The 26076-nt window shown below is 60.1% G+C and carries 21 protein-coding genes, 4 tRNA genes and 1 riboswitch; of the genes, 3 read left to right on the top strand and 22 right to left on the bottom strand.

Annotation, left to right across the window (positions count from 1 at the left end; genetic code table 11):
* Positions 1 to 160: 160 nt before the first annotated feature.
* Positions 161 to 237: transfer RNA gene (locus J3P90_RS06340), tRNA-Arg, on the bottom strand.
* Positions 238 to 761: 524 nt separating this feature from the next.
* Between J3P90_RS06340 and J3P90_RS06335 the strand changes: the two genes are divergently transcribed.
* Complete coding sequence (locus J3P90_RS06335; protein WP_003178899.1) at positions 762 to 1088, top strand: Arc family DNA-binding protein; 327 nt, start codon at positions 762 to 764, stop codon at positions 1086 to 1088.
* A 129-nt stretch (positions 1089 to 1217) separates the two neighbouring features.
* Here J3P90_RS06335 and mgtE read toward each other — a convergent pair whose 3' ends face one another.
* Entirely contained in the window at positions 1218 to 2660 is a 1443-nt protein-coding gene (mgtE, locus tag J3P90_RS06330; RefSeq protein ID WP_420767492.1) for a magnesium transporter, read from the bottom strand.
* A gap of 321 nt (positions 2661 to 2981) precedes the next feature.
* Between mgtE and J3P90_RS06325 the strand changes: the two genes are divergently transcribed.
* Positions 2982 to 3473 (top strand): cell envelope protein SmpA, encoded by a 492-nt coding sequence (locus J3P90_RS06325; RefSeq protein ID WP_434675988.1) that lies wholly within the window; start codon positions 2982 to 2984, stop codon positions 3471 to 3473.
* A gap of 40 nt (positions 3474 to 3513) precedes the next feature.
* On the opposite strand, the gene J3P90_RS06320 is transcribed toward J3P90_RS06325, so the two are convergent.
* From J3P90_RS06320 to ltaE, 7 genes are all read right to left on the bottom strand, one after another.
* Positions 3514 to 3590 (bottom strand) — tRNA-Arg (locus J3P90_RS06320).
* Positions 3591 to 3662: 72 nt separating this feature from the next.
* Positions 3663 to 3739, bottom strand: a tRNA-Arg gene (locus tag J3P90_RS06315).
* Positions 3740 to 3846: 107 nt separating this feature from the next.
* Positions 3847 to 3937: transfer RNA gene (locus J3P90_RS06310), tRNA-Ser, on the bottom strand.
* 62 nt (positions 3938 to 3999) lie between these two features.
* Entirely contained in the window at positions 4000 to 4188 is a 189-nt protein-coding gene (csrA, locus tag J3P90_RS06305; protein WP_003178872.1) for a carbon storage regulator CsrA, read from the bottom strand.
* 184 nt (positions 4189 to 4372) lie between these two features.
* A complete protein-coding gene (locus J3P90_RS06300) occupies positions 4373 to 5614 on the bottom strand; it encodes an aspartate kinase (RefSeq protein WP_039591870.1) in 1242 nt (413 codons plus the stop codon).
* 85 nt (positions 5615 to 5699) lie between these two features.
* Positions 5700 to 8321: an alanine--tRNA ligase gene (alaS, locus tag J3P90_RS06295; RefSeq protein ID WP_434607342.1), complete on the bottom strand. Its 2622-nt coding sequence runs from the start codon at positions 8319 to 8321 to the stop codon at positions 5700 to 5702.
* Between the two features lie 146 nt (positions 8322 to 8467).
* A complete protein-coding gene (gene ltaE, locus J3P90_RS06290) occupies positions 8468 to 9472 on the bottom strand; it encodes a low-specificity L-threonine aldolase (protein WP_434675987.1) in 1005 nt (334 codons plus the stop codon).
* Between the two features lie 244 nt (positions 9473 to 9716).
* Positions 9717 to 9884: riboswitch (FMN riboswitch) on the top strand.
* 98 nt (positions 9885 to 9982) lie between these two features.
* On the opposite strand from ltaE, the gene J3P90_RS06285 reads away from it, so the two are divergent.
* Positions 9983 to 10492 carry a 6,7-dimethyl-8-ribityllumazine synthase gene (locus J3P90_RS06285; protein WP_434607346.1) on the top strand — a complete coding sequence of 170 codons (510 nt, stop codon included), beginning with the start codon at positions 9983 to 9985 and terminating at the stop codon, positions 10490 to 10492.
* 134 nt (positions 10493 to 10626) lie between these two features.
* Here J3P90_RS06285 and astE read toward each other — a convergent pair whose 3' ends face one another.
* The 13 genes from astE to acs form a co-directional block, all read right to left on the bottom strand.
* Positions 10627 to 11634: a succinylglutamate desuccinylase gene (astE, locus tag J3P90_RS06280; protein WP_434675986.1), complete on the bottom strand. Its 1008-nt coding sequence runs from the start codon at positions 11632 to 11634 to the stop codon at positions 10627 to 10629.
* Positions 11635 to 11646: 12 nt separating this feature from the next.
* The gene (locus J3P90_RS06275; protein WP_003178862.1) at positions 11647 to 11934 is read right to left on the bottom strand and encodes a hypothetical protein; all 288 of its coding nucleotides are present in this window, start codon (positions 11932 to 11934) and stop codon (positions 11647 to 11649) included.
* A gap of 69 nt (positions 11935 to 12003) precedes the next feature.
* Complete coding sequence (astB, locus tag J3P90_RS06270; RefSeq protein ID WP_434675985.1) at positions 12004 to 13350, bottom strand: N-succinylarginine dihydrolase; 1347 nt, start codon at positions 13348 to 13350, stop codon at positions 12004 to 12006.
* Positions 13351 to 13493: 143 nt separating this feature from the next.
* The gene (gene astD / locus J3P90_RS06265) at positions 13494 to 14963 is read right to left on the bottom strand and encodes a succinylglutamate-semialdehyde dehydrogenase (RefSeq protein ID WP_434676548.1); all 1470 of its coding nucleotides are present in this window, start codon (positions 14961 to 14963) and stop codon (positions 13494 to 13496) included.
* Positions 14960 to 15985: an arginine N-succinyltransferase gene (gene astA, locus J3P90_RS06260; RefSeq protein ID WP_420767500.1), complete on the bottom strand. Its 1026-nt coding sequence runs from the start codon at positions 15983 to 15985 to the stop codon at positions 14960 to 14962. The genes astD and astA overlap by 4 nt, the downstream gene beginning before the upstream one ends.
* A gap of 47 nt (positions 15986 to 16032) precedes the next feature.
* Entirely contained in the window at positions 16033 to 17052 is a 1020-nt protein-coding gene (aruF, locus tag J3P90_RS06255; protein WP_420767501.1) for an arginine/ornithine succinyltransferase subunit alpha, read from the bottom strand.
* Between the two features lie 219 nt (positions 17053 to 17271).
* Positions 17272 to 18492 (bottom strand): aspartate aminotransferase family protein, encoded by a 1221-nt coding sequence (locus J3P90_RS06250; protein WP_420767502.1) that lies wholly within the window; start codon positions 18490 to 18492, stop codon positions 17272 to 17274.
* A 358-nt stretch (positions 18493 to 18850) separates the two neighbouring features.
* Entirely contained in the window at positions 18851 to 19831 is a 981-nt protein-coding gene (gene argR / locus J3P90_RS06245) for a transcriptional regulator ArgR (protein ID WP_420767503.1), read from the bottom strand.
* A 112-nt stretch (positions 19832 to 19943) separates the two neighbouring features.
* Complete coding sequence (locus tag J3P90_RS06240) at positions 19944 to 20708, bottom strand: ABC transporter ATP-binding protein (RefSeq protein ID WP_434560239.1); 765 nt, start codon at positions 20706 to 20708, stop codon at positions 19944 to 19946.
* A 56-nt stretch (positions 20709 to 20764) separates the two neighbouring features.
* On the bottom strand, positions 20765 to 21463 hold the full coding sequence (locus J3P90_RS06235; protein WP_420767505.1) for an ABC transporter permease: 699 nt from the start codon (positions 21461 to 21463) through the stop codon (positions 20765 to 20767).
* Positions 21460 to 22149, bottom strand: a complete 690-nt coding sequence (locus J3P90_RS06230; RefSeq protein WP_420767506.1) for an ABC transporter permease — start codon at positions 22147 to 22149, stop codon at positions 21460 to 21462. Before J3P90_RS06230 ends, J3P90_RS06235 begins: the two co-directional genes overlap by 4 nt.
* A gap of 89 nt (positions 22150 to 22238) precedes the next feature.
* On the bottom strand, positions 22239 to 23012 hold the full coding sequence (locus J3P90_RS06225) for an ABC transporter substrate-binding protein (protein WP_420767507.1): 774 nt from the start codon (positions 23010 to 23012) through the stop codon (positions 22239 to 22241).
* A 708-nt stretch (positions 23013 to 23720) separates the two neighbouring features.
* Positions 23721 to 25676: an acetate--CoA ligase gene (acs, locus tag J3P90_RS06220; RefSeq protein WP_420767508.1), complete on the bottom strand. Its 1956-nt coding sequence runs from the start codon at positions 25674 to 25676 to the stop codon at positions 23721 to 23723.
* Between the last annotated feature and the right edge of the window lie 400 nt (positions 25677 to 26076).

Genomic DNA, 26076 nt, shown 5'->3' with positions numbered 1-26076 from the left:
CTCACGGCCGGCAAAGCGCGCAGATGATAGACAGCCGCGACGCATACCGCGAGCCGTTCCAGGACGCCGGGACGTCAGGAAAGGAGACTCATCGGGTTATCGGCCGCAAACGGGGTTCCGTTAGAAGATCGTGGGGACTTGCAGGGCTGCGGGATAATAATGGTGTCCCAGGGCAGGTTCGAACTGCCAACCTTCCCCTTAGGAGGGGGATGCTCTATCCAATTGAGCTACTGAGACACGGGTCGACCACGAGAAACGCGGTGCGTTGGACGGCGAGCATGTTAACGGTCACTCTCGCGTTTGTCATGTCGTCGCTGCCTATTAAGTGTAGGCAAATAGTACGACCCTTACGCCACGCCAAGGGAAGGCCGCCCAAATATGGCGCCATTCATCTATCCACAGCCTCCGGGCCTAGGAAATCGGCCTTTTGCCACTATCCTATACGTAACTAGAAAGGCAGACGTTTAGTTGCGTATCGGTTATCCGCCCAACGGTATGGCACAACGACACGATGCAGTGGTCACAAAATGCGGAACCTGTGTGTTTTTCAAACCAGTCCGCATTTTTTGAGAAGAGTACTGGCATAACGCCTTTACCCGGATCAGAATTTGTCACAGAATTGGCGCCAATGATCTGGCAATTTTGAGGCATGATGCGGCCTCTTAACATTCAGGTTGAACATTTGGCAACGGGCCTTGTCCTATCGACATCCTGCGGCCAATCCCCAGAACCGCTCCCCTGAACTAACCGGTTAAATAAATATGCGCCCATTGAAACAGGCAATTTATTCCAGCCGTACGGCTGACAAGTTCGTCGTGCGTCTGCCAGACGGAATGCGGGAACGCATTGCCGAGGTGGCTCGTAATCATCACCGCAGCATGAACTCTGAAATCATCGCGCGCCTTGAGCAAAGCCTGATTCAGGAAGGTGCGTTGGGTGAAGAATTGAGCATGCGCCTGGACAGCCCGGAGCTGTCGCTGCATGAGCGCGAGTTGCTTCAACGCTTCCGACAACTCTCCCATCGCCAGCAGAACGCCCTCGTTTCGCTGATTGCTCATGATGCCGAAATGGCCGCTGACGCGTCCTGATCGTGTCCAGGGTAATAAAGCCAGCTTAACGCTGGCTTTTTTTTCGCCCGGCGTTTGGCGACCTGGGGGGCGGGGAAACCATCACCCAGAAAAAAACCCGCCAGTCAGGCGGGCTTCTTGATAAGCCACTCAGAGCAGGAAAATCGTCGCCAAGCCCAGGAAGATGAAAAACCCGCCGCTGTCCGTCATGGCGGTGATCATCACGCTCGCACCCATTGCTGGGTCGCGCCCCAGGCGCGCCAGGGTCATGGGGATCAAGACGCCCATCAGCGCGGCCAACAGCAGATTGAGCGTCATCGCCGCAGTCATGACCACGCCCAGCGACCAGCTGCCATACAGCAAGTACGCCACGACCCCGATCACCCCTCCCCAGATGACGCCATTGATCAACGCAACGGCCAGTTCCTTGCGCATCAAACGCGATGTATTGCCGGTACTGACCTGGTCCAATGCCATGGCGCGGACAATCATGGTGATGGTCTGGTTGCCGGAGTTACCACCGATACCGGCAACGATGGGCATCAACGCCGCCAGTGCGACCAGCTTTTCGATGGAGCCTTCGAACAGGCCGATGACGCGGGACGCGACAAAAGCCGTGATCAGATTGATCGCCAGCCAGGCCCAACGGTTACGCAGGGACTTCCAGACCGAGGCGAAAATGTCCTCTTCTTCCCGCAGACCCGCCATGCTGAGGACTTCGCTTTCGCTTTCCTCACGGATCAAGTCCACCATTTCGTCGATGGTGAGACGGCCGATCAGCTTGCCGTTCTTGTCCACCACCGGCGCAGAAATCAGGTCGTAACGTTCGAATGCCTGGGCCGCATCGTAGGCGTTTTCGTCAGGATGGAAGCTCACAGGGTCGCTGGCCATCACCTCGGCCACTTGCTTCTCCGGATCGTTGACCAAAAGACGCTTGATAGGCAGAACGCCTTTGAGCACGCCGTCATAATCGACCACGAAGAGTTTGTCGGTATGACCCGGCAATTCCTTGAGTCGCCGCAGATAACGCAAAACCACTTCAAGGCTGACGTCCTCGCGGATCGTCACCATCTCGAAGTCCATCAGCGCACCGACCTGCTCCTCGTCATAGGACAATGCCGAACGCACACGCTCGCGCTGTTGACCATCAAGAGCTTCCATCAGCTCATGGACAACGTCGCGTGGCAATTCGGGGGCAAGGTCGGCGAGCTCGTCGGCGTCCATCTCCTTGGCCGCTGCGAGAAGCTCATGGTCATCCATGTCTGCGATCAGGGTTTCACGAACCGAGTCGGACACTTCGAGCAGGATGTCGCCGTCGCGATCGGCCTGGACCAATTGCCAGACGGTCAGACGCTCTTCCAGCGGCAAGGCTTCAAGGATGTAGGCAACGTCGGCCGAGTGCAGATCATCGAGCTTACGTTGCAACTCGACGAGATTCTGCCGATGTACCAGGTTCTCGACCCGATCGGAATGCGGACCTTCCTGGCGATGCGTGAGGTCTTCCACGACGCGCTGGCGATGCAACAGCTCAACGACTTGAGCGAGGCGATCCTGAAGGCTTTCCTGCGTTTTTTTTACTTCTATTTCAGTCATAGGCGAACTCCACTCCCAGCAGTGGAGCACGCCGGAAGGATCAATCAGTTAATTCATGATTGGCAAAAAGAGATATTGAGTAACTACTGGGTAAGTCCATGAAGATATTCCAAAGCCCCGGCGGGGCTGACGGGCGCAATCATACACCGCTTGGCGCCGTAACACGTTAAAAAATCATGGCAAGAACAAGTGCTTGCGAGACAAACCTGAACACAGGCTGAACGTCTGTTTCTACGACGACTTATCCTGAAAAGAAAACACAGCCCCAGGGAGAAATGTCACAGCTATCCTTTTTTATTTACCGTCAAGGAGGACGGCAGCATGCCCGTAAGCCGCTATCTGTTTCTGCTCGCCACCCTGCCCTGCCTGCCTCTCTGGGCTGCCGATCACGTTGTGCACCGCTGCGAAAACAGTGCTGGGAAAATCACGTTCACAACCCACAGTTGCGAGCCGGGAGAAACCCTGACAATGCAGCAGGTTCATACATACAGCCCGCCCCCTATCGAGCCGATGCTGCCCGAAGCCGAAGGTCGGCAAACATCCAGCAACAAAACCAGACGCAAGGAACCGACCATTGTTGGCCAACTCAAGGACAGCTGTGGAAACCAGATCAACATCAACCAGCGCCGCGAAGCCATCCTGAAGCGACGAATCGTTGTCGGCATGAGCGAACAAGACGTCGTCAGCGCGCTTGGCAAACCGGATACGATCAAGGTTCGAAATTCGAGCACTCGGTACACCTACAAGACACAGAAAGGTCGGAGCGCAGAGGTCGTGTTCGACGAGAAGGGATGCGTGAAAGGCAAATCGTAGACAGCAAAAAGCCCGCGTTAAACGCGGGCTTCTTGGTGTATGGTGCACTCGACAGGATTCGAACCTGTGACCGCTCGGTTCGTAGCCGAGTACTCTATCCAGCTGAGCTACGAGTGCAAGTTGTGGTTTTATACCAGATCACAACTGGTTGAAGCCAAGTTATTTGCATTGCTGCAAGCAACTCTTAAATGGTGCACTCGACAGGATTCGAACCTGTGACCGCTCGGTTCGTAGCCGAGTACTCTATCCAGCTGAGCTACGAGTGCATTTGTTGCCGCGCATTATAGGTCGCCGAATCTTTTTGTAAAGCGCTTTTTTCAGTAATTTCAATCACTTACCGATCAAGCAAGATAACAGCGCACTAAACGAATAATGGCGGAGAACGGGGGATTCGAACCCCCGACACCCTTTTGAGGTGTACTCCCTTAGCAGGGGAGCGCCTTCGGCCACTCGGCCAGCTCTCCGCAACACGGGGCGTATATTAACCACCTTCATCCCCGTTTGCAAACATAAAAATCGATAAAAATTAATGGCTTGGTTCGTCGTCCTTCTCTTTCTTGATACGCAGGTAGATTTCCTCCCGGTGCACAGCGACCTCCTTCGGCGCATTGACGCCGATACGCACTTGGTTTCCTTTGACGCCGAGCACGGTCACGGTGATTTCGCCATCGCCAATAATCAGGCTCTCTGCGCACCGACGGGTCAGAATCAGCATACGTTTCTCCTCACGCGATTCAGTTCAGGAACAACAGTCTGCAAAAAAAGGGCATGGGTCCTACAACCGAAACGCTCGCGGCCCACAGGCCTAGTATTGACCAGCGGGTGCAAAAGAACAGTTTTGGAACATGCCATTCAGAAAAACAAAGGGCGCGGTCGAAGCCGCGCCCTCAGGCAACGCCTTACTCGCCCTGTCGGGCTGCGGCGTCGAGTTCAAAAGCCGTGTGCAGGGCGCGCACGGCGAGTTCCAGGTACTTCTCCTCGATCACCACGGAAACCTTGATTTCCGAGGTGGAGATCATCTGGATATTGATGCTTTCCTTGGCTAGGGACTCGAACATGCGGCTCGCCACGCCCGCGTGGGAGCGCATGCCAACACCAACGATCGAGACCTTGGCAATCTTGGTATCGCCCACCACTTCCCGGGCGCCAATCTCGTCGGCCGTCTTCTTCAGCACGGCTTCGGCGGACTGGTAGTCGTTGCGGTGCACGGTAAAGGTGAAGTCGGTGGTGTTATCGTGCGCAACGTTCTGCACGATCATGTCGACTTCAATGTTGGCGGCACTGATCGGCCCCAGAATCTTGAAGGCCACGCCGGGAGTGTCTGGCACGCCACGGATGGTCAGCTTGGCTTCATCGCGGTTGAAAGCGATGCCGGAAATGATCGGCTGTTCCATGGATTCCTCTTCATCAATAGTAATGAGGGTGCCCGGACCCTCCTTGAAGCTGTGCAGGACGCGCAGCGGAACGTTGTACTTGCCGGCGAATTCAACCGCGCGGATCTGCAATACCTTGGAACCGAGGCTGGCCATTTCCAGCATCTCTTCGAAGGTAATCTTGTCCAGGCGCTGAGCCACGGGCACAACCCGTGGGTCGGTGGTATAGACGCCATCCACATCGGTGTAGATCTGGCACTCGTCAGCCTTGAGGGCTGCTGCCAGCGCGACACCAGTGGTATCGGAACCGCCACGACCAAGGGTGGTGATGTTGCCGTGCTCATCCACACCCTGGAAACCGGCGACAACCACGACACGACCGGCCTTCAGGTCACCACGAATTTTCTGATCGTCGATCTGCAGGATACGCGCTTTGTTATGCGCGCTGTCCGTCAGGATACGGACTTGGTTACCGGTGTAGGACACCGCCGGCACGCCACGCTTGATCAGCGCCATGGCCAGCAAGGCGATGGTCACCTGCTCACCAGTGGAAACGATCACATCCAGCTCGCGGGGGACCGGTTGCTGGTCGCCGCTGATTTGCTTGGCCAGATCGATCAGACGGTTGGTCTCGCCGCTCATTGCCGACAGCACGACCACCAGGTCATCGCCAGCGTCACGGAATTTCTTAACCTTGTCGGCGACTTGTTCGATTCTCTCGACGGTGCCGACCGAGGTGCCTCCAAATTTCTGTACGATCAAAGCCATTTCAAAGCCGCCTCTGCCCGTGAAGGGCGCCCAAATAATCACTCAACAGCGGCCGGGTCCGCCTTGGCGAACCCGGGGCGCCGCCTTAAATACCCTGCTCTACAAATGCAACGGTCTGGGTCAATGCCGCGTCCAGGGCGCCGGCATCGGTACCGCCGCCTTGCGCCATGTCTGGACGACCACCGCCCTTCCCGCCCACTGCCGCAGCGGCCTGCTTCATCAAATCACCGGCTTTGAGTTGGCCAGTCAGGTCTTTGGTCACGCCTGCGACGAGAACGACCTTTTCCTCATGGACACCGCCGAGCAGGATCACTGCGCGGCCGAGTTTGTTTTTCAGTTGATCGACCAGCGCCAACAAGGCCTTGCCGTCTTGGCCGTCGAGACGCGCGGCCAGCACTTTCACGCCCTTGACGTCCACGGCCTGGGCTGACAGATCGTCGCCCGCGGCGCTGGCGGCCTTGGCCTGCAACTGCTCGAGTTGCTTTTCCAGCGCGCGGTTGCGCTCCAGCACAGCCGACAGCTTGTCGATCAGGTTGTCGCGACTGCCCTTGATCAGGCTGGCCGCTTCCTTGAGTTGTTCTTCCGCCGCGTTGAGGTACGCCAGCGCCGCTGCGCCAGTGACGGCCTCGATACGTCGCACGCCGGAGGCCACGCCGCCTTCGCTGATGATCTTCAGCAGGCCGATGTCGCCGGTGCGATTGGCATGGATGCCACCGCACAGCTCAACGGAGAAGTCGCCCATGCTCAGTACACGGACACTGTCCCCATACTTCTCGCCGAACAGCGCCATCGCGCCCTTGCGCTTGGCGGTCTCGATATCGGTTTCTTCGGTTTCTACCGGTGAGTTCTTGCGGATCTGCGCGTTGACAATGTCTTCCAGCGCCTTGATCTGCTCAGGCTTGATGGCTTCGAAGTGGCTGAAGTCGAAGCGCAGGCGCTGGCTGTCCACCAAGGAGCCTTTCTGCTGGACATGCTCGCCCAGCACCTGGCGCAACGCTGCGTGCAGCAAATGCGTGGCGGAGTGGTTCAGGGAAGTCGCGTGGCGAACCTCGGCATCGACATGAGCGGCCACTGGGGCGGCGATCATCAGGCTGCCGGAAGCCAGCACGCCGTGGTGCAGGAAGGCACCGCCGGTCTTGGTGGTATCGCGTACATCGAAGCGCGAGTTGCCCGCCTGCAGGTAACCGCTGTCGCCGATCTGGCCGCCGGATTCGGCGTAGAACGGTGTCTTGTCCAGCACGATCACGCCTTCCTGGCCTTCGCTCAGGATGTCGACCGACTGCCCATCCTTATAGATGGCGACGATCTTGGCCGAACCGGTGGTCGCGGCGTAGCCGGTGAACTCGGTCGCCACGTCAACCTTGACCACGCTGTTGTAGTCCATGCCGAAGGAGCTCGCGGAGCGCGCACGCACACGCTGGGCTTCCATCTCGCGCTCGAAACCTTCCTCGTCGAGGGTCAGGTTGCGCTCGCGGGCGATGTCGCCAGTCAGGTCCATCGGGAAGCCGTAGGTGTCGTACAGTTTGAACACCACATCGCCCGGGACCACGTTACCCTTGAGTTCGGCCAGGTCCTGCTCGAGGATCTTCAGGCCTTGCTCCAGGGTCTTGGCGAACTGCTCTTCTTCGCCCTTGAGCACGCGCTCGATATGCGCCTGTTGGGTCTTGAGTTCCGGGAAGGCTTCGCCCATCTCGGCCACCAGCGCCCCGACGATCTGATAGAAAAAACTACCCTTGGCGCCCAGCTTGTTGCCGTGGCGGCAGGCGCGGCGGATGATCCGGCGCAGCACATAACCGCGGCCTTCGTTGGAAGGCAGTACACCGTCGGCAATCAGGAAGCCGCAGGAACGGATGTGGTCAGCGACTACTTTCAGCGAAGCCTGGTTGTCGTTGGTGCAGCCGATGGCCTTGGCCGACGCGCTCAGCAGGCTCTGGAACAGGTCGATTTCGTAGTTGGAGTGAACGTGCTGCAGCACCGCGCTGATCCGCTCCAGGCCCATGCCGGTGTCCACCGACGGTGCTGGCAGCGGATGCAACACGCCATCGGCGGTGCGGTTGAACTGCATGAAGACGTTGTTCCAGATTTCGATATAGCGGTCACCGTCTTCTTCCGGCGAGCCCGGTGGGCCACCCCAGATGTCGGCGCCGTGATCGTAGAAGATCTCGGTGCAAGGGCCGCATGGGCCGGTGTCACCCATGGTCCAGAAGTTATCCGACGCGTAGGGCGCACCCTTGTTGTCGCCGATGCGCACCATGCGCTCAGCCGGGACACCGACGTCCTTGGTCCAGATGTCATAGGCTTCGTCGTCGGTGGCATAGACCGTTACCCAAAGTTTTTCCTTGGGCAGGTTCAGCCATTTGTCAGACGTGAGGAACGTCCAGGCAAAGGTAATGGCGTCACGCTTGAAATAATCACCGAAGCTGAAGTTGCCCAGCATCTCGAAGAACGTGTGGTGACGAGCGGTATAGCCGACGTTTTCCAGGTCGTTGTGCTTGCCGCCGGCGCGCACGCACTTCTGGCTGCTCACCGCACGGGTGTAGGCACGTTTTTCCTGGCCCAGGAAGCAGTCCTTGAACTGGTTCATCCCCGCGTTGGTGAACAGCAGGGTCGGGTCGTTGCCCGGAATCAAAGAGCTGGAGGCTACTCGGGTGTGGCCTTGCTCTTCGAAGAAGCGAAGGAAGGCTTCACGGATTTCTGCGCTTTTCATTAGGTTCTTCCACGGAGGCTGCGGCCAAAGGCCTGTGCAAAACGTCAACAGACGGAGCAACGGCAAAGGGCCGCATTATATCGGCCCTTCGCGTGGGGTACAGCGTGTTTATGCGATAGAAACTATCAATTACCCCGGTTCCCGGGTCATTGGCGGGAAAATTCGACGAAAGTGGTGATCACGTGATCGATTTGCGCCGCGCTCACGTCCATGTGCGTCACCATTCGCAGCCGTGAAGCCGCGCTGAGCTTGACGCCCCGCTCATCGGCAAACGCCTTGATCGCCTCGGCCCGCTCACCCATTTGCACGTAGACCATGTTGGTATGCACCGGCTCGACCTCGTAGCCCGCCGCGCGCAAGCCTTCGGCGAGCCTCTGAGCATTGGCGTGGTCATCAGCCAGGCGCTGGACGTTATGGTCCAGGGCATACAGCCCCGCCGCAGCGAGGATCCCGGCCTGGCGCATCCCCCCGCCAACCATTTTGCGCAGCCGGCGGGCCTTGCCGATCAGCTCGACCGTGCCGCACAGCACCGAGCCCACCGGAGCCCCCAGCCCCTTGGACAGGCACACCGACACCGAATCGAAATGTTGGGTGATTTCCCGGGCATCGACATTCAGCTTGACGGCGGCGTTGTACAACCGTGCCCCGTCCAGATGAAGGGCAAGCCCATGCTCCTGGGTAAAGCGCCGGGCTCGGGCCAGGTAATCCAGCGACAGCACCTTGCCCTGCATGGTGTTTTCCAGGGCTAGCAGTCGTGTGCGGGCAAAGTGGAAATCGTCGGGCTTGATCGCCGCCGCGACGTGCGCCAGGTCTAACGAGCCATCCCCCTGCACTTCGAGAGGTTGCGGCTGGATCGAACCAAGCACCGCCGCGCCGCCGCCCTCGTATTTGTAGGTGTGGGCTTGCTGGCCGACGATATATTCGTCGCCGCGCTCGCAATGGGCCATCAACCCCAGCAGGTTGCTCATGGTGCCTGAGGGCACGAACAGTGCCGCGGCAAAACCCAGGCGCTCGGCGAGCTCGGCTTCGAGACGGTTGACAGTCGGGTCTTCGCCATACACATCGTCGCCGGTCGGCGCGCTGGCCATGGCATCCAGCATGCCGGCGGAGGGTTGGGTGACCGTGTCGCTGCGAAGATCGATAACACTCATGAATCTGGCCTCGGGTTCTGGTGGGGAAAATTCCCTTTCTAAGGGCAATTACTGCGGGCATGGCGCGGAATAATCAAGCCCAGGACCACACGAACCATCCAAATCACCTGTGGTAGCGAGCTTGCTCGCGATGGCGGCAGTACGTCCACATCGATGCAAGCTGAACCACCGCTATCGCGAGCAAGCTCGCTCCCACAGGGGCTTATGTGTTAAAAATCCTCCGCCGTCACAAAATGTGCCGGCAAAACGTTCTCAGGGCGGGGTGCGATTCCCCACCGGCGGTAATTGCGCGCAATGCGCATAGCCCGCGAGCGCTTGGCACTACACGGCTTTCGCGGTGCAGCGGCAAGGTCAGCAGACCCGGTTTGATCCCGGGGCCGACGGTCATAGTCCGGATGAAGAGAGAACGGGATCGACACCCAAGGGCCGACTGCGACTCTGTGCGCGGCGTACCCTCGAATCCCCTTCGATTCATGACGCCCTGTTTTTTACACAAACAGGAACCAGAACATGCAACCCACCGCAATCGACAGCAAGACCAAAACCCATCCGGGCGAGCGCGTCGCGTTCATCCAGGCCTGCTGGCACAAGGAAATCGTCGACCAGAGCCGCAAAGGCTTCGTCGCCGAAATGATCAGCCAGGGCTACCAGGAAAGCGACATCGACTTCTTCGAAGTCGGCGGTGCCTTTGAAATCCCGCTTCACGCCAAGTTGCTGGCCAAATCCGGCCGTTACGCCGGTATCGTCGCTGCCGGCCTGGTGGTGGATGGCGGGATCTACCGCCACGAGTTTGTCGCCCAATCGGTCATCACCGGCCTGATGCAGGTCCAGTTGGAAACCGAGGTACCGGTGTTCTCGGTCGTGCTGACGCCGCATCACTTCCATGCAGGCGAAGAACACCAGAAGTTTTTCTTCGAGCACTTCGTACACAAGGGTCAGGAAGCGGCGAAGACGTGTGCCGATACGCTGCATAAGACTCGGGCGTTGCGTCGCAGTGAGCAGCGGGCGGTAGCGGTTTAAAAGCCGCTAAAAAACCTGTGGGAGCGAGCTTGCTCGCGATAGCGGTGCTCCAGCCGACATCCTTGTCGCTGACACTCAGCTATCGCGAGCAAGCTCGCTCCCACAGGGGTTCAGCGGCGTGCGTGAGATTCGGGTCAGGCCAAGTTTTCGTCAGTCGCTGGCACGATCAGGATGCCGGCCCGCAAACCATTCTTCACCTTGGGGTTCGGGAAGATGATCCGGGCGCCCTCTTCTTCGATCACCCAGCGGGTCTGGGCGATGTCTTCGGCCAGCACATAGCCTTTATCCAGCTCCGAGAAATTCTCGATGTCCGCGGGCAGATTCAGGCGGAAGCTGTCGCTGTGCTTGATGATTTCCCGCGCCACGCTGAACAGTTGCAGGCCGTCCAGGCTGTCCTCCAGCTCGGGCTCATTGCCTTCGATGATCTGCTGCAGACGGGTTTCCAGCATGTTGACGTTGACGCCGTCGTTTTGCCCGAACGGCCGGGCCTTGCCCAGTTCCAGGGTGAAGGACTCGGCACCGAGCTGGTCGTAGGTGTAGGCGCTGAATACGATGGAGGGCTTGTTCTGCAGCAACACTGCTTCCATGGCCGCCGCGCGCAGGCGCGCCAGTTCACGGCGTGAGTGCTGGCGGCCTTCTTTCCAGGGGTACAGGGCGAACTGCTCGATCTTCGAGCCGCGAATGGCGGTGTGCAGGTCGTAGTGCAGACGGCTGCGGTCCGGCACGCTGAAAAAACTTGCGGCCAGGCGCTCCAGCTCACAGGCGCGCAACGCCTCGGGCCCGCCACTCAACTCATGACGACCATTGAACAGCCGGTTGACGTCCTGCTCGACAAAGCGCTCGCCGCGACGGATTGCCTCGGGATTCCCGAACAGGAACAGAATGCGCGCCCGGGGCTTCAGGTCGCCACGGGCAATGTCATGCAACAGCCGGTCAAGCAATTCGATCGGCGCGGTTTCGTTGCCGTGGATACCCGCCGACAGCAGCAGGTCCAGGCCATTATCCCGGGCTTCGGGCGGCTTGACCTCCAGCGCGCCCTCGCTCAGCCAGCGCATCCGTACGCCTTCGACAGTCAGTTGAGTCTTCTCCGCCGGTTCACGGCCGGCGAGGGTCAGTTCAAGCAGTTTGCCGAGGGCGAGCATAATGCGGTTTCCTTAATGGTCGTGGCCGCAATCCGGGCCATGGACATGGTCATCGTCGCCGACGTCCGCCGGTTCCATTTCCAGTTGCAGGCTGACCAGGTTGGTCGCCAACGGACGCAACAGCAGGTTGGCGTATTCCTCGTCTCCTTCCTCCACGTCGACGCCGATCAGCAACTGACCACGGCCGTCCTGCTGGATCCACAGTTCCTTGCCCTGCCACATCACCGCGACGCGGGTGCAGGAGGTTTCCAGTTGCGTGCCGTCGGTGTCTTCAAGAATCAGCTGCAGGGTATCGCTCATGTTTTTACATTCTCGTCTGGGGGTAAGGCAACGCGCCCTGCTTTGACTGTAGTCAGGTCGCGCGCGCTTTCAATTGATCTGGAAAGGATAGACCGAGCCAAGTTTAAGGATTTGTGTCAGCTCATCCAGGGCCGACCGGCATTCAAGCAGCAACTGCGGGTCCGCCAGGTCGTTTTCGGCCATGCGGTCGCGGTAGTGGCGCTCGACCCACTGGGTCAGCGAATCGTACAGCGGCGCGGTCATGATAACCCCTGGGTTGACGGCGGCCAGCTCGGTTTCGTTCAACGCCACGCGCAACCGCAGGCACGCCGGGCCGCCACCGTTCTGCATGCTTTGCTTGAGGTCGAAGACCTTCACTTCCCGGATGACCCCGCCAGAACCCGTCAGGCCTTGCAGGTACTGCCAGACGCGTTCGTTGCTGCGGCACTCTTCCGGCACGATCAACAGCATCGAGCCATCGGGACGCGAAAGCAATTGGCTGTTGAACAAGTAGGAACGCACCGCGTCATCCACGGTGACCGCCGAACGCGGTACACACACCGACTGAAATTTCCCACCAACCTTGGCGAGTTTGCAGCTCAGCTCGGCCAGCATCGTGTCGGTCTCGAGAAACGCATCCTCGTGATAGAACAACACCTCGCCATTGCCCACTGCGATCACGTCGTTGTGGAAAACCCCCTGGTCGATCACCGCCGGGTTCTGCTGGGCGTAGACCACGCCCTCTTCGCTCAAGCCGTGCAGGCGGGCGACGGCGCGGGACGCTTCGAGGGTCTGGCGCGCCGGGTATTTCTGTGGCGAAGGGAAACGGCTGTCGAATGCACTGCGACCGAACACGAAGAACTCGACACCGGCTTCGCCATAGGCGCGACAGAAACGCGTGTGGTTGGCCGCGCCTTCGTCGCCGAACTGTGCCACCGCCGGCAATGCGGCGTGGTGGGCGAAGTGTTGCGCGTTGGCAAACATCGCCCCCAGCACGCGACTGGTGGTCGGGTGTTCTATGCTGCGGTGGTATTTGCAGTTGAGGTTGGCGGCGGTGAAATGCACGCGACCGTCAGCCGTGTCGGCGCTCGGGCTGACGGTGGCGGCGTTGGCTACCCACATGCTCGAGGCCGAGCAACTGGCAACGAGCAACGGCATGGCTTCTTTGGCGGCCTGCTGGATGACCTGGGCATCGCTGCCGGCAAAGCCCAGCCGGCGCAAAGCCGCTACGTCCGGGCGCTCCTGCGGCGCCAGCACCCCTTGCTGGAACCCCATGTCCATCAGCGCTTTCATTTTCGCCAGGCCTTGCAATGCCGCTTCCTTGGGGTTGGAAGATTGCTGGCTGTTGCTCTGGGAGGCGACGTTGCCGTAGGAAAGCCCGCCGTAGTTATGGGTCGGCCCCACCAGACCGTCAAAGTTGACTTCATAGGATTTCATCAGCGAGGCTCCACGAGAATCTGTTTTTATAGGCATCAGTAAAGACCGCAGTGCGGGCTTCGTCGGATCGCCGCCCGGAGCAGGCTCGCTCCCACAATGGATTGTGCAAATCCCTGTGAGAGCGAGCCTGCTCGCGAAACGGACTACACCATTTTTACGCCAGGCGTCAGGCTCGCCGGCATGACCAGGCTCGGCGTTTCCAGGGAAGCCACCGGATACGAGCAATAATCCGCCGCGTAATAAGCGCTGGCGCGGTGGTTGCCCGAGGCACCGACACCGCCGAACGGCGCGCTGCTGGCGGCGCCGGTCAGTTGTTTGTTCCAGTTGACGATACCGGCGCGGCTTTGCAGCCAGAACTGCTCGTAGCGTTCCTGGGAATCCGAAAGCAAGCCGGCGGCCAGGCCATATTGAGTATTGTTGGCTTCGCTGATCGCGCCCGCGAAATCCTTGTAGCGAATGACCTGCAGCAACGGCCCGAACAATTCCTCGTCGGGGCGCTCGGCCACGGCAGTGACATCGAGGATCCCTGGCGTCAACAACGCAGCCTGGGGTTGCGGCTGGGTCATGGCCAACAGCGGCACGGCGCCCTTGCCCAGTAAATGGTTTTGCGCATCCATCAGAGCCTTCGCGGCGGCAAGGGAAACCACCGAGCCCATGAACGGCGCCGGTTGCTGGTCGAAGGCCCCGACGTCGAGGGTCGAGCTGACCTGCACCAGGCGCGCCAGCAAGGCATCGCCCCAGGCGCCTTCCGGCACCAGCAAGCGGCGCGCGCAGGTGCAGCGCTGGCCGGCGGAAATGAATGCGGACTGGATGATGGTGTACACCGCCGCATCGACGTCGGCCACCTCATCGACCACCAACGGATTGTTGCCACCCATTTCCAGGGCGAGGATCTTGTCCGGGCGACCGGAGAACTGTTGGTGCAGAAGATTGCCGGTACGGCTGGACCCGGTGAAGAACAGCCCGTCGATCCCTGGTTCCGCCGCCAGGGCAATACCGGTTTCCCGCGCGCCTTGCAGCAGGTTCAACACGCCTGCCGGCAGGCCCGCCTCCTCCCAGCACTTGACCGTCAACTCGGCGACTTTCGGCGTCAGCTCACTGGGCTTGAACAACACGCAATTGCCCGCCAGCAGCGCAGGCACAATGTGCCCGTTGGGCAAGTGACCAGGGAAGTTGTAAGGACCGAACACCGCCACCACACCGTGGGGCTTGTGGCGCAGCACGGCGGTAGCGTCGCCCAGAGGGCCGCTTTTCTCGCCGGTGCGCTCGCGGTAGCTCTGCACTGAGATGGCGACTTTGTTGATCATGCTGGTGACTTCGGTGGCGGCTTCCCACAAGGGCTTGCCGGTTTCCTCACCAATGCAACGGGCCAATTCGTCAGCGTGCGTCTTCAGGGTGTCGGCGAACGCTTCCAACACCTGGATGCGCTCATCCAGCGAGCGTCGCGCCCAGTCCGGGAATGCCTGGCGCGCCGCCTGCACGGCGGACTCCACCTGCGCCGCCGTCGCGCCTTTTCCAGACCACAGCACTTGCTGGGTCACCGGGTTCAACGACTCAAAGACGTCGCCCTGGCCTTCCAGCCAACTTCCAGCGATGTACAACGATTTCATTATTTCGACTCCCGAGCGGCAGACAACGCCACGGCACGCACCTGGTCGCCAGCGTTGAGTTGAAGACGTTTGGCGGTCAGTGGATCGACCACCAGGGTGCCCGCGGCGAAACGCGCCGGCGCCGCCGTGATGCGGCAGTCCTGGCATTTGCGGTTATGAATGAGAAATGGCGTGGCGTCATCGCCGGGCGTGCCAACGGCCAGAACCAGCGCCTGGCTGTCGCGGATCGCGCGGATCTTGCCGGTCTCGCACTCGATGGCCGGGCCAGCGTCGAAGATGTCGACGTAGCCCTGGTAACTGAATCCTTCGCTCTTGAGCATCGACAGCGCCGGCTCGGTGTCGGGATGGACCTGGCCGATCACGGCCCGGGCGTCCTCGGACAAGAAGCAGGTGTACAGCGGGAACTTGGGCATCAGCTCGGCGATGAACGCTTTGTTACCGACCCCGGTCAGGTAGTCGGCCTGGCTGAACTCCATCTTGAAGAAGTGCCGGCCCAGGCTTTCCCAGAACGGCGAGCGCCCGTTGTCGTCGGACATGCCGCGCATCTCGGCGATGATCTTGTTGCCGAACAGCTGTGGGAATTCGGCGATGAACAGCAGCCTCGCCTTCGCCAGCATCCGGCCATTGAGGCCATTGCGGTAGTCCGCGTGAAGGAACAGCGAGCACAGCTCGGAATTGCCCGTCAGGTCGTTGGCCAGGAACAACGTCGGGATCTCCCGATAGATGTTCAGCTCTTGGGAAGCACTGACTGTCAGGCCAACCCGGAAGTTGTACCAAGGCTCACGCAACCCCACGGCGCCTGCGATGGCGGAAATACCTACCACGCGACCGTCATCGTCTTCGAGCACGAACAGGTAGTCCGCGTCGCCACGCCCAGCTTCGCCGCGAAAGGTCTTTTCGGCCCAGCCAACCCGATGGGCCAGACGCTCTTCATTGGCCGGCAAGGTGGTCAGGCCGGTGCCGGTGCTGCGGGCCAGGGCGATCAGAGCGGGTAAATCGCTGCTGCGTACGGGACGAACGATCATGCTATCTCCTCGAACGGGCCGCTCATGCCACCCGCGAAAACTGCTGTTTAAACCGCTACCAGGCGCACGCTGGCGCCTTCGCCAACACCCAGGGCTTCGGCTGCTTCCATGTCCAGCGTCACAGGTTTGCCTGGCGCGTAGTCGAGGTCGAGCAATACGGCGCGGTAATCCTGGAGTTGGGCATTGGCCACCAGGTACTGCCGGCCGGCGCCCTTGACGGTTTCGCCGATCTTCACCGGCACCACGCGGCTCTGGGCGATCGAGCGGATCCCCGAGACGCGAGCGTGCAGGGTCGGGCCGCCGTCAAAGATGTCGATGTAGTGATCGGTCTCGAAACCCTCGCGCATCAGGATGTCGAAGGTGATCTGCGCGCGCGGGTGGACCTGGCCCATGGCTTCCTGGGCGGCATCCGGTAACAGCGGTACGTAGATCGGGTAATGCGGCATCAGCTCGGCGAGGAAGGTCCGGCTTTTCAACCCGCACAGGCGCTCGGCTGCGGCATAGTTGAGGTCGAAGAAGTTGCGACCGATGGCGTCCCAGAATGGCGAGTCGCCGTTTTCGTCGCTATAGCCGACGATCTCGGTCACCACCGAATCGGCGAAACGCTCCGGGTGGCTGGCGACAAACAGCAGACGCCCGCGCGAGTTCAGCTCCGACCACGGCGAACCCACCAGTTCCGGGACCACGTAGAAGCTGGTCAGCAAGCTATTGCCGGTCAGGTCGTGGCACTGGGAGAGTACGTGGATCTTGTTGTGGATCTTCAGCTCACGGGAAGCGTGGACGAAGGTCTCGTTGCGGAAGCTGTAGAACGGTTCGGAATAACCCGCCGAAGCGACAATGGCCGAACAGCCGGCCAATCTGCCGGTGGCGGTGTCTTCGAGAACGAAGAAATAACTTTCTTCACCATTGAAGCTGACTTCGGCGGCAAACGAGGCCTCGCTTGCGGCGATCTTGTCGCTCAAGCGTTCCACGTCATCCGGCAAGGAAGTGACACCGATCGGACTGTCCGCAGCCAGACGCTGTACCTCGCCCAGATCAGCCATTTGCGCGGGGCGCATCACCAGCATGGTGTCACTCCTTAACTTGAAATAAAGGGTTCGACCGTAAGATCGATACACAGAAAATAAAACCGGACATTAACCCAGACATTGCAGTGGATCTCCTGTGGGAGCGAGCCTGCTCGCGATGCCGACGGCTCGATCTGCCTGGCGGACCGAGGCGGCCGCAATCGCGAGCAGGCTCGCTCCCACAAAAGCCGGCCCCAATGGAGCCGGACTAGTCTGAACTCAGCCTTGGGTCAACTTCACCGCGGCCCGCTCGAAGCGGTCCAGGCCGGCGTCGATGTCGGCGTCTTCCACCACCAGGCTCGGAGCGAAGCGGATCACGTCCGGGCCGGCTTGCAGGATCATCAGGCCTTCCTGTTCGGCGGCGTTGAAGATGTCCTTGGCCTTGCCCTTCCAGGCGTCGTTCAGCACGCAACCGATCAGCAGACCCAGGCCACGCACTTGGGTGAACAGGCCGTACTTCTCGCCGATCTGCAACAGCCGGGTCTTGAATTTGTCGTGCTTGGCCTTGACGCCATTGAGCACTTCAGGGGTATTGACCACATCGATTACCGCTTCGGCCACCGCGCAGGCCAGCGGGTTGCCGCCGTAGGTGGTGCCGTGGGTGCCGACGACAAGGTGCTTGGCCAGCGCTTCGGTGGTGAGCATCGCCGCGATCGGGAAACCGCCGCCCAGGCTCTTGGCGCTGGTGAGGATGTCCGGGACCACGCCGTAATGCATGTAGGCGAACAGCTCGCCGCTACGGCCCATGCCGGTCTGCACTTCGTCGAAAACCAGCAGTGCGTTGTGTGCATCGCACAGTTCACGGGCGCCCTGCAGGTAGGCCAACTCGGCCGGCAACACACCGCCCTCGCCTTGGATGGGTTCCAGCACCACGGCGCAGGTCTTGTCCGAGACCGCCGCTTTCAGAGCCGCCAGGTCGTTGTAAGGAACGTGGGTGATGCCAGTGATTTTAGGGCCGAAACCATCGGAGTACTTCGACTGTCCGCCTACGTTGACGGTGAACAGCGTCCGGCCGTGGAAACTGTTGAGCGCGGCGATGATTTCATATTTTTCGCTGCCGAACCGATCGAACCCGACCCGGCGGGCCAGCTTGAAAGCGGCCTCGTTGGCTTCGGCGCCGGAGTTGCAGAAGAATGCGCGCTCGGCGAAGGTCGCATCGACCAGTTTATGCGCCAGGCGCAGGGCTGGCTCGTTGGTGAACACGTTTGATACGTGCCACAGCTTATTGGCCTGCTCGGTCAGTGCACCGACCAGCGCCGGGTGGGCATGGCCCAGTACGTTGACCGCGATACCGCCCGCAAAGTCGATCAGCTCGCGACCGGACTGGTCCCACACGCGCGAACCGGCACCACGCACAGGAATGAAGGCTGCAGGTGCATAGTTGGGAACCATCACCTGGTCGAAATCGGCGCGTTGTACCGCGGCTTGCTCAACGGACATCGGAGTCTCCTGAAGAGGAACACCCGCCTGGAACTGGCGAGCTTGGTAAGGATTGTAAGGACAGTTTTCAGCCCGGCCTTGCCGCCAAGCGACAACTTCTTATAGCGCCAACCCACGTTTTGCGCGGGTTTACGGCAATGCGACAAATAGCGTCGCAATGGCGCAGTTTAAACGTTGCGGTTGTATTTGAGGCACCTGCATCCACGTTTCCGCTGCCAGGCACAAAACACCTGTGGGAGCGAGCTTGCTCGCGATGGCGCAGTGTCAGTCACCTTCAGCATTGACTGACACTCCGTCATCGCGAGCAAGCTCGCTCCCACAGTTTTTGTGTTGACCGCTCTATCCGCAGTCTTACCATTTAGCCGCGCTCGGACGGCACTGAAGACAATTCGAACGGGCTGCTGCTACGCCGCTGGTTGCGATCTTCCCGCGGCGTCGCGCCGAAGAAGTTGCGGTAGGCGCTGGAGAAGTGTGGCCCCGAGGAGAAACCACAGGACAGGCCGATCTGGATGATGGATTTGCTGGTCTGCATCAACATCTGCCGGGCCTTGTTCAGGCGCAGCTCCAGGTAATACTGGCTCGGCACGCGATTGAGGTACTGCTTGAAGATCCGCTCCAGCTGCCGGCGGGACACGCACACATGTTGGGCGATCTCGTCGGTGGTCAACGGCTCTTCGATGTTGGCTTCCATCAACAGCACGGCCTGGGTGAGCTTCGGATGACTGGAACCCAAGCGGTTCTGCAACGGAATACGCTGGCGTTCGCCGCCTTCACGGATGCGCTCGACCACCAGTTCTTCCGACACCGCGCCAGCCAGTTCGGCGCCGTGGTCCCGGGCCAGCACCGCCAACAGCAGATCAAGCACCGACATGCCGCCGCAAGCGCTCAGGCGATCGCGGTCCCAATCAAACAAATGGCTGGTGGCGATGACCTTGGGGAAGCGCTCGGAGAAGTCATCTTGCCAGCGCCAGTGAACGGCAGCTCGATAGCCATCGAGCAAACCCAACTGCGCCAGCGGATAGACGCCAGCGGACAAACCGCCGATGACGCAACCCGCGCGCACCAATTGCTTGAGGGCGCTGCTCAGCGGCGAGGCCAGCGTCGTTGGTGGCTCGTCGGCCACCAGAAACAGTTTCTGAAGACCTTCGAGCTTGCCGACCCAGGATTCACCGGGTAACTGCCAAGCGCCCTCGGCCGGTGGCTCGGCTTGCAGGAACGACAATTCGTAGACCACGTCCGGATGCACGCGCTGGGCGACACGCAAGGCCTCCTCGGCCAGCGCCAGCGTCAAGGCTTTAGTGCTGGGCCAAATCAGGAAACCTATTCGATGGGCAGTCATGGCGGGCAATCCGAAGCGAAAACAGTGTTAAAGCCGAAAGCGGCTGCAACCAAACTAGACCATCTGGCGCATGGCGCGCAGCATGATCCAATCCGGTGCGTAACGGGAGCGATTACTTGAGGCTGCCCGACAGAAATTGTTGCAGGCGCTCCGATTGCGGGTTGACCAGCACTTCCCGTGGGTTGCCGCTTTCTTCAACGATGCCTTTGTGCAGGAATACCAACTGGTTCGACACTTCGCGGGCAAAGCCCATTTCATGAGTCACCACCACCATGGTCCGGCCTTCCTGCGCCAACGCCTGCATCACTTTGAGCACGTCGCCCACCAATTCAGGGTCGAGGGCCGAAGTCGGCTCATCGAACAGCATCACCTCCGGCTCCATCGCCAGCGCCCGGGCGATCGCCACGCGCTGCTGCTCGCCGCCGGACATGTGGCCTGGGTAGGCGTCCTTGCGATGGGCCACGCCGACCTTGTTCAGGTAGTGCTCGGCCTTCTCCCGCGCTTCGGCCTTGGCCACGCCCAATACATGCACCGGCGCTTCCATGATGTTTTCCAGGGCGGTCATGTGGGACCACAAGTTGAAGTGCTGGAACACCATCGACAACCGCGAACGCATGCGCTGCAGTTGCTTTGGGTCCGCGGCCTTCATGGCGCCGTCCTTGCCTGCTACGAGCTTCAACTCTTCGTTGTTGAGCAAGATCTTGCCGGCATGGGGTTGCTCAAGCAGGTTGATGCAACGCAGGAAGGTACTCTTGCCGGAGCCACTGGAGCCGATGATGCTGATCACATCGCCGGCGGCGGCTTTCAAGGACACGCCCTTGAGCACTTCGTGACTGCCATAGCGTTTATGCAGGTCTTGGACTTCAAGCTTGTACATGCGGTCGGTTCTCACAAAACGTCAATCGTTGAGCAGTCGATCGGATCGATGCGTTATCAGTGCTTGCGCGGGGCCAGGTAACCCAGCCAGCGGCGCTCGGCCAGCTTGAACAGGCGCACCAGGATGAAGGTCAGGCACAGGTAGAACACGCCGGCCGTGATGTAGGCCTCGAACGGCAAGTAGTACTGCGCATTCACCGTGCGCGCGGCACCAGTGATGTCGATCAAGGTGACGATGGACGCGAGACTGGTGGTCTGCAGCATCATGATCACTTCGTTGCTGTATTGCGGCAGCGCCCGGCGCAGGGCCGAGGGCAGCAGGATCCGGCGATACAGCTTGTAGCGCGACATACCCATCGCCTTGGCCGCCTCGATCTCACCGTTGGGCGTGGCCCGCAGGCTGCCGGCGATGATTTCGGCGGTGTAGGCGCTGGTATTGATGGCGAACGCCAGGCACGCACAGAACGTCGCGCTGGACAGCCACGGCCAGAGGAAGCTTTCGCGCACGACGGCGAACTGCGCCAGCCCGTAATAGATCAGGAACAACTGCACCAGCATCGGCGTGCCGCGAATCACATAGGTGTAGAGCCACGCCGTCATGTTGACGACCGGCTGCTTGGACACCCGCATCAGCCCCAGGGGCAGCGCCGCCAACAGGCCGAAGAACAGCGACAAGGCCAACAGCTTCAGGGTGGTCAGCAAGCCGTTGAAGTACAGCGGCAAGGCTTCAATGATGACGTTGTAGTCGAAGATCATAGATCAGCCGCCCTTACGCCTACCGAGTAGCGCTTCTCAAGGTGACGCAATGCCAGCAACGAAACGCTGGTGATCACCAGGTACATCGCCGCCACTGCGAGGAAGAAGGTGAAAGGCTCGCGGGTGGCATCCGCCGCCTGCTTGGCCTTGAACATCATGTCTTGCAGGCCCACCACGGAAATCAGCGCGGTGGCCTTGGTCAGTACCAACCAGTTGTTGGTGAAGCCCGGGATCGCCAGTCGGATCATCTGCGGCACCATCACCCGGAAAAACACCTGGAACCCACTCATGCCGTACGCCATGCCCGCCTCCGCCTGGCCCTTGGGGATGGCCATGAACGCGCCGCGGAAGGTTTCCGACAGGTAGGCGCCGAAGATGAAACCCAGGGTGCCGATACCGGCCGCCAGCGGATTCAGGTCGATGTAGTCGTCATAGCCAAGCATCGGCGCCACACGGTTGAGCAAGTCCTGGCCGCCGTAGAAAATCAGCAGGATCAACACCAGGTCCGGAATGCCGCGGATTACCGTCGAATACAGGTCGCCCAGCCACGCCAGCCAACGCACCGGCGAGAGGCGCAGCGCGACACCAATCAACCCCAGGACGATGGCCAGGGCCATGGACGACAAGGCGAGCTGAAGCGTCAACCATGCGCCATCGAGGATGACAGCCCCGTAGCCTTTCAACATGATTCAGGTCCTCGAAAGTGGGATGAAAAAATGGCGCAAACCGCAGAAATCCTGTTGCTTGCGCCATTTCGCCGCAGTGGCGGGACGTGTTACTTGCCGTAGATGTCGAAGGCGAAGTATTTATCCTGGATCTGCTTGTACTTGCCGTTCTCGCGAATGGCAGCGATTGCAGTGTTGATCTTGTCTTTCAACGCGTCACCCTTGCGAACCGCGATACCCACGCCGTCACCGAAGTATTTGACATCGGTGAAGGCCGGGCCAACAAACGCAAAGCCTTTGCCCGCGTCAGTCTTCAGGAAACCGTCATCCAACAGCGTGGCGTCGGCCACGGTGCCGTCGAGGCGACCGGCGGAGACGTCCAGGTAGATCTCGTTCTGCGAACCGTACGGCTTGATCTCGGCACCCAGCGGGGCCAGGACTTCACGTGCGAAACGCTCGTGGATCGAACCGCGCTGCACGCCAATGTTCTTGCCCTTGAGCTCGGCCAGGCCGTCGCTGACCTGGGTGCCGGCCTTCATCACCAGACGGGCCGGGGTGTTGTAGTACTTGTTGGTGAAATCAACGGATTTCTTGCGATCTTCAGTGATCGACATCGACGACAGGATCGCGTCGATCTTGCGTACCTTGAGCGCCGGAATCAGGCCGTCGAACTCTTGCTCGACCCACACGCACTTGACCTTCATCTCTTCACACAGCGCATTGCCGATGTCGTAGTCGAAGCCGACGATGCTGCCGTCCGGAGCCTTGGAGGCAAACGGAGGGTAAGCGGCTTCGATACCGATTTTCAGGGGCTTCTCATCAGCGAAGGTCGGCAGGGACAGCACGGACAGTGCCAGGGCGCCAAGCAGCACAAGTTTCTTCATCTTGGGACTCCATCGGTAAAGGGCGAAAACGGCAGAGTGAGCAACAGCCCAATATGCGAATGGGTGGAACGAACTTTGGTGCTGCGTCCGACAAGCGCGCATTTTATTCAACGCAGGCCACGACGAGCGAGTGATCGGCATTCTAACGACAGGCCCGAAGCCGATATTTCTTCAATGCGACAACAAATTACAGAAGCACCGAGAAAGCTGTTCGAGCACATTGACAGCCCCGCAAATACATGCAAGAGCAAAGGAAAGGGAACCGATCCATGCTGCAAATAGCGGGCCCATTATTGGCAAACCCTTCTAATCCGGCAAGCACAGCGTGTCGGCTTGTTTTTCGAGATGCGTGAAAACGCCCTGCGACGGGGCTTGGCGTTTCACATCGCCCCGTTGTGGCGCCTTTGGTTACACATTTCGAAACGTCGGTAACGTTCAGACGCTTCTTACATTGAACGCCGATCTTTATTCATCCATCAAACCCGTGGCGAGGGAGCTTGCTCCCGCTGGGCTGCGCAGCAGCCCCAAAAGCCAGGCACCGCGTTTGTTCAGGCATACCGCATTGACCGGTTTACGACTGCTGCGCAGCCGAGCGGGAGCAAGCTCCCTCGCCACAAAGGCACCACACTTCAAGCCCTCCCAGCGCGCCCATAAAAAAACCCCGCCCGGCAAATACCGGGCGGGGCTCTTGGGTACTACATGCGACCGTCAGGCGACGTTCATGGTCTTGTGCGTCTCGATCAGGTGCGCCACCACACCCGGATCGGCCAGGGTGGAAATATCACCCAAACCGTCGTATTCCGCCGTGGCAATCTTGCGCAGGATGCGGCGCATGATCTTGCCGGAACGGGTCTTCGGCAGGCCCGGCGCCCACTGAATGACATCCGGCGAGGCAATCGGACCGATCTCCTTGCGCACCCAGTTCTTCAGTTCCAGGCGCAGGGCCTCGCTGGTCTCTTCGCCGGCATTGAGGGTGACGTAGACATAAATGCCCTGCCCCTTGATGTCATGCGGCACACCCACGACCGCCGCTTCGGCGACTTTCGGGTGAGCGACCATTGCGCTCTCGATCTCGGCGGTGCCCATGCGGTGACCCGACACGTTGAGTACGTCATCCACCCGGCCGGTGATCCAGTAGTAGCCGTCCTCGTCGCGACGCGCACCGTCGCCGGTGAAATACATGCCGCTGAAGGTCTTGAAATAGGTATCGACAAAACGGTCATGGTCGCCGTACAGGGTACGCGCCTGGCCTGGCCACGAATCGAGGATCACCAGGTTGCCTTCGGCAGCGCCTTCGACCAGGTTGCCGAGGTTGTCCACCAGTGCCGGCACCACACCGAAGAACGGCCGAGTAGCGGAACCTGGCTTCAGCGCCGTAGCGCCTGGCAACGGGCTGATCAGCACACCGCCCGTTTCGGTCTGCCACCATGTATCGACGATCGGGCAACGCTCCTTGCCGACATTCTTGTGGTACCAATCCCACGCTTCCGGGTTGATTGGCTCACCCACCGAACCCAGCAGGCGCAGGCTGCTGCCATCGGCGCCTTCGACGGCGGCGGTGCCAGAGGCCATCATCGCGCGAATAGCGGTAGGCGCGGTGTAGAGAATATTGACCTTGTGCTTGTCGATCACCTTGGCCACCCGGGTGATGTCCGGGTAGTTCGGCACGCCCTCGAACAGCACCGTGGTCGCGCCGTTGGCCAGCGGGCCATAGACGATGTAGCTGTGGCCGGTGACCCAGCCCACGTCGGCGGTGCACCAGTAGATCTCGCCTGGCTTGTAGTCGAACACCCGCTCATGGGTCAGCGCGGCGTACAACAAGTAGCCAGCCGTGGTGTGCTGCACGCCCTTGGGCTTGCCGGTGGAACCGGAGGTGTAGAGGATGAACAGGGCCTCTTCGGCGCCCATTTCCTTCGGCGCGCATACGGTGCCGGCGACCTTCATCAGGTCCTCGTACCAGATGTCGCGGTGCTGGTTCCACTTGATGTTGCCCGCCGTGCGCTTGCACACGATGACTTTCTGGATGCTGCTGGTTTCCGGGTTGGTCAGCGCATCGTCAACGTTCGCCTTGAGCGGGATTTTCTTGCCAGCACGAATGCCTTCGTCGGCGGTGATCACCACTTTGGATTTGCAGTCGATGATCCGGCCGGCCAGTGCTTCAGGGGAGAAACCGCCGAACACCACCGAGTGAATCGCGCCGATGCGGGTACAGGCCAGCATCGCTACCACGGCCTCGGGGATCATCGGCATGTAGATGGTCACCACGTCGCCACGATGCACGTCCTGCCCGCGCAAGGCGTTGGCGAACTTGCAGACTTCTTCGTGCAGCTCGCGATAGGTGATATTGCGGCTCTCGGAAGGATCGTCGCCTTCCCAGATGATCGCGACTTGATCGCCGCGCTCGGCCAGGTGTCGGTCGAGGCAGTTATAGGAAACGTTCAAGGTGCCATCGGCAAACCACTTGATGTCGACATGGTGGTCGTCGAAAGAAGTCTGCTTCACCGTGGTGAAAGGCTTGATCCAATCGAGGCGCTTGGCCTGCTCGCGCCAGAAGCCGTCCGGGTTGACGACCGACTGCTGGTACATGGCCTTGTAGGTCGCCTCGTCAGTCAGCGTATTGGCCGCTACCTCGGGACGAACGGGATACACAGAAGCCGCACTCATCTTTCTTACCTCGGTGACAATAGTTGTTTTTGTATGATCCCGTTGTAGCCCGGGGCGGGCCTATAGAACCATTCGACGATGGTAGTAACAAGTCCCTACAAAATGTCGGTACTAACTGGCAAACGCACTTGAAGATATCTTCATGTGGCGAGCAAGCCTGCTCGCGAAGGCGCTGGGTCAGCCATCATCGATCCAACGAAAAGTCAGCCGATTGTTACCAGATCAACCAACAGTGTTTATCAAAACCGAGTCTGTTTGCCCCCGCCCCCAACTTCTAAAATCCACCTCGCCAACCGGCAAACACGATTGACGCAACACAGCCCCCACGAAGGCCGTTGATCCAACTTCCAAAACTCGCTCCACACGCAGCCCCAAAAAGGCTGCGTGCCCCCACTCGACC

This window comes from Pseudomonas sp. D3-10 (assembly GCF_051132175.1).
Taxonomy (GTDB): Bacteria; Pseudomonadota; Gammaproteobacteria; order Pseudomonadales; family Pseudomonadaceae; genus Aquipseudomonas.
Note: the sequence above shows the minus strand (reverse complement) of the source record. Positions and strands in the feature narration are given on the sequence as shown.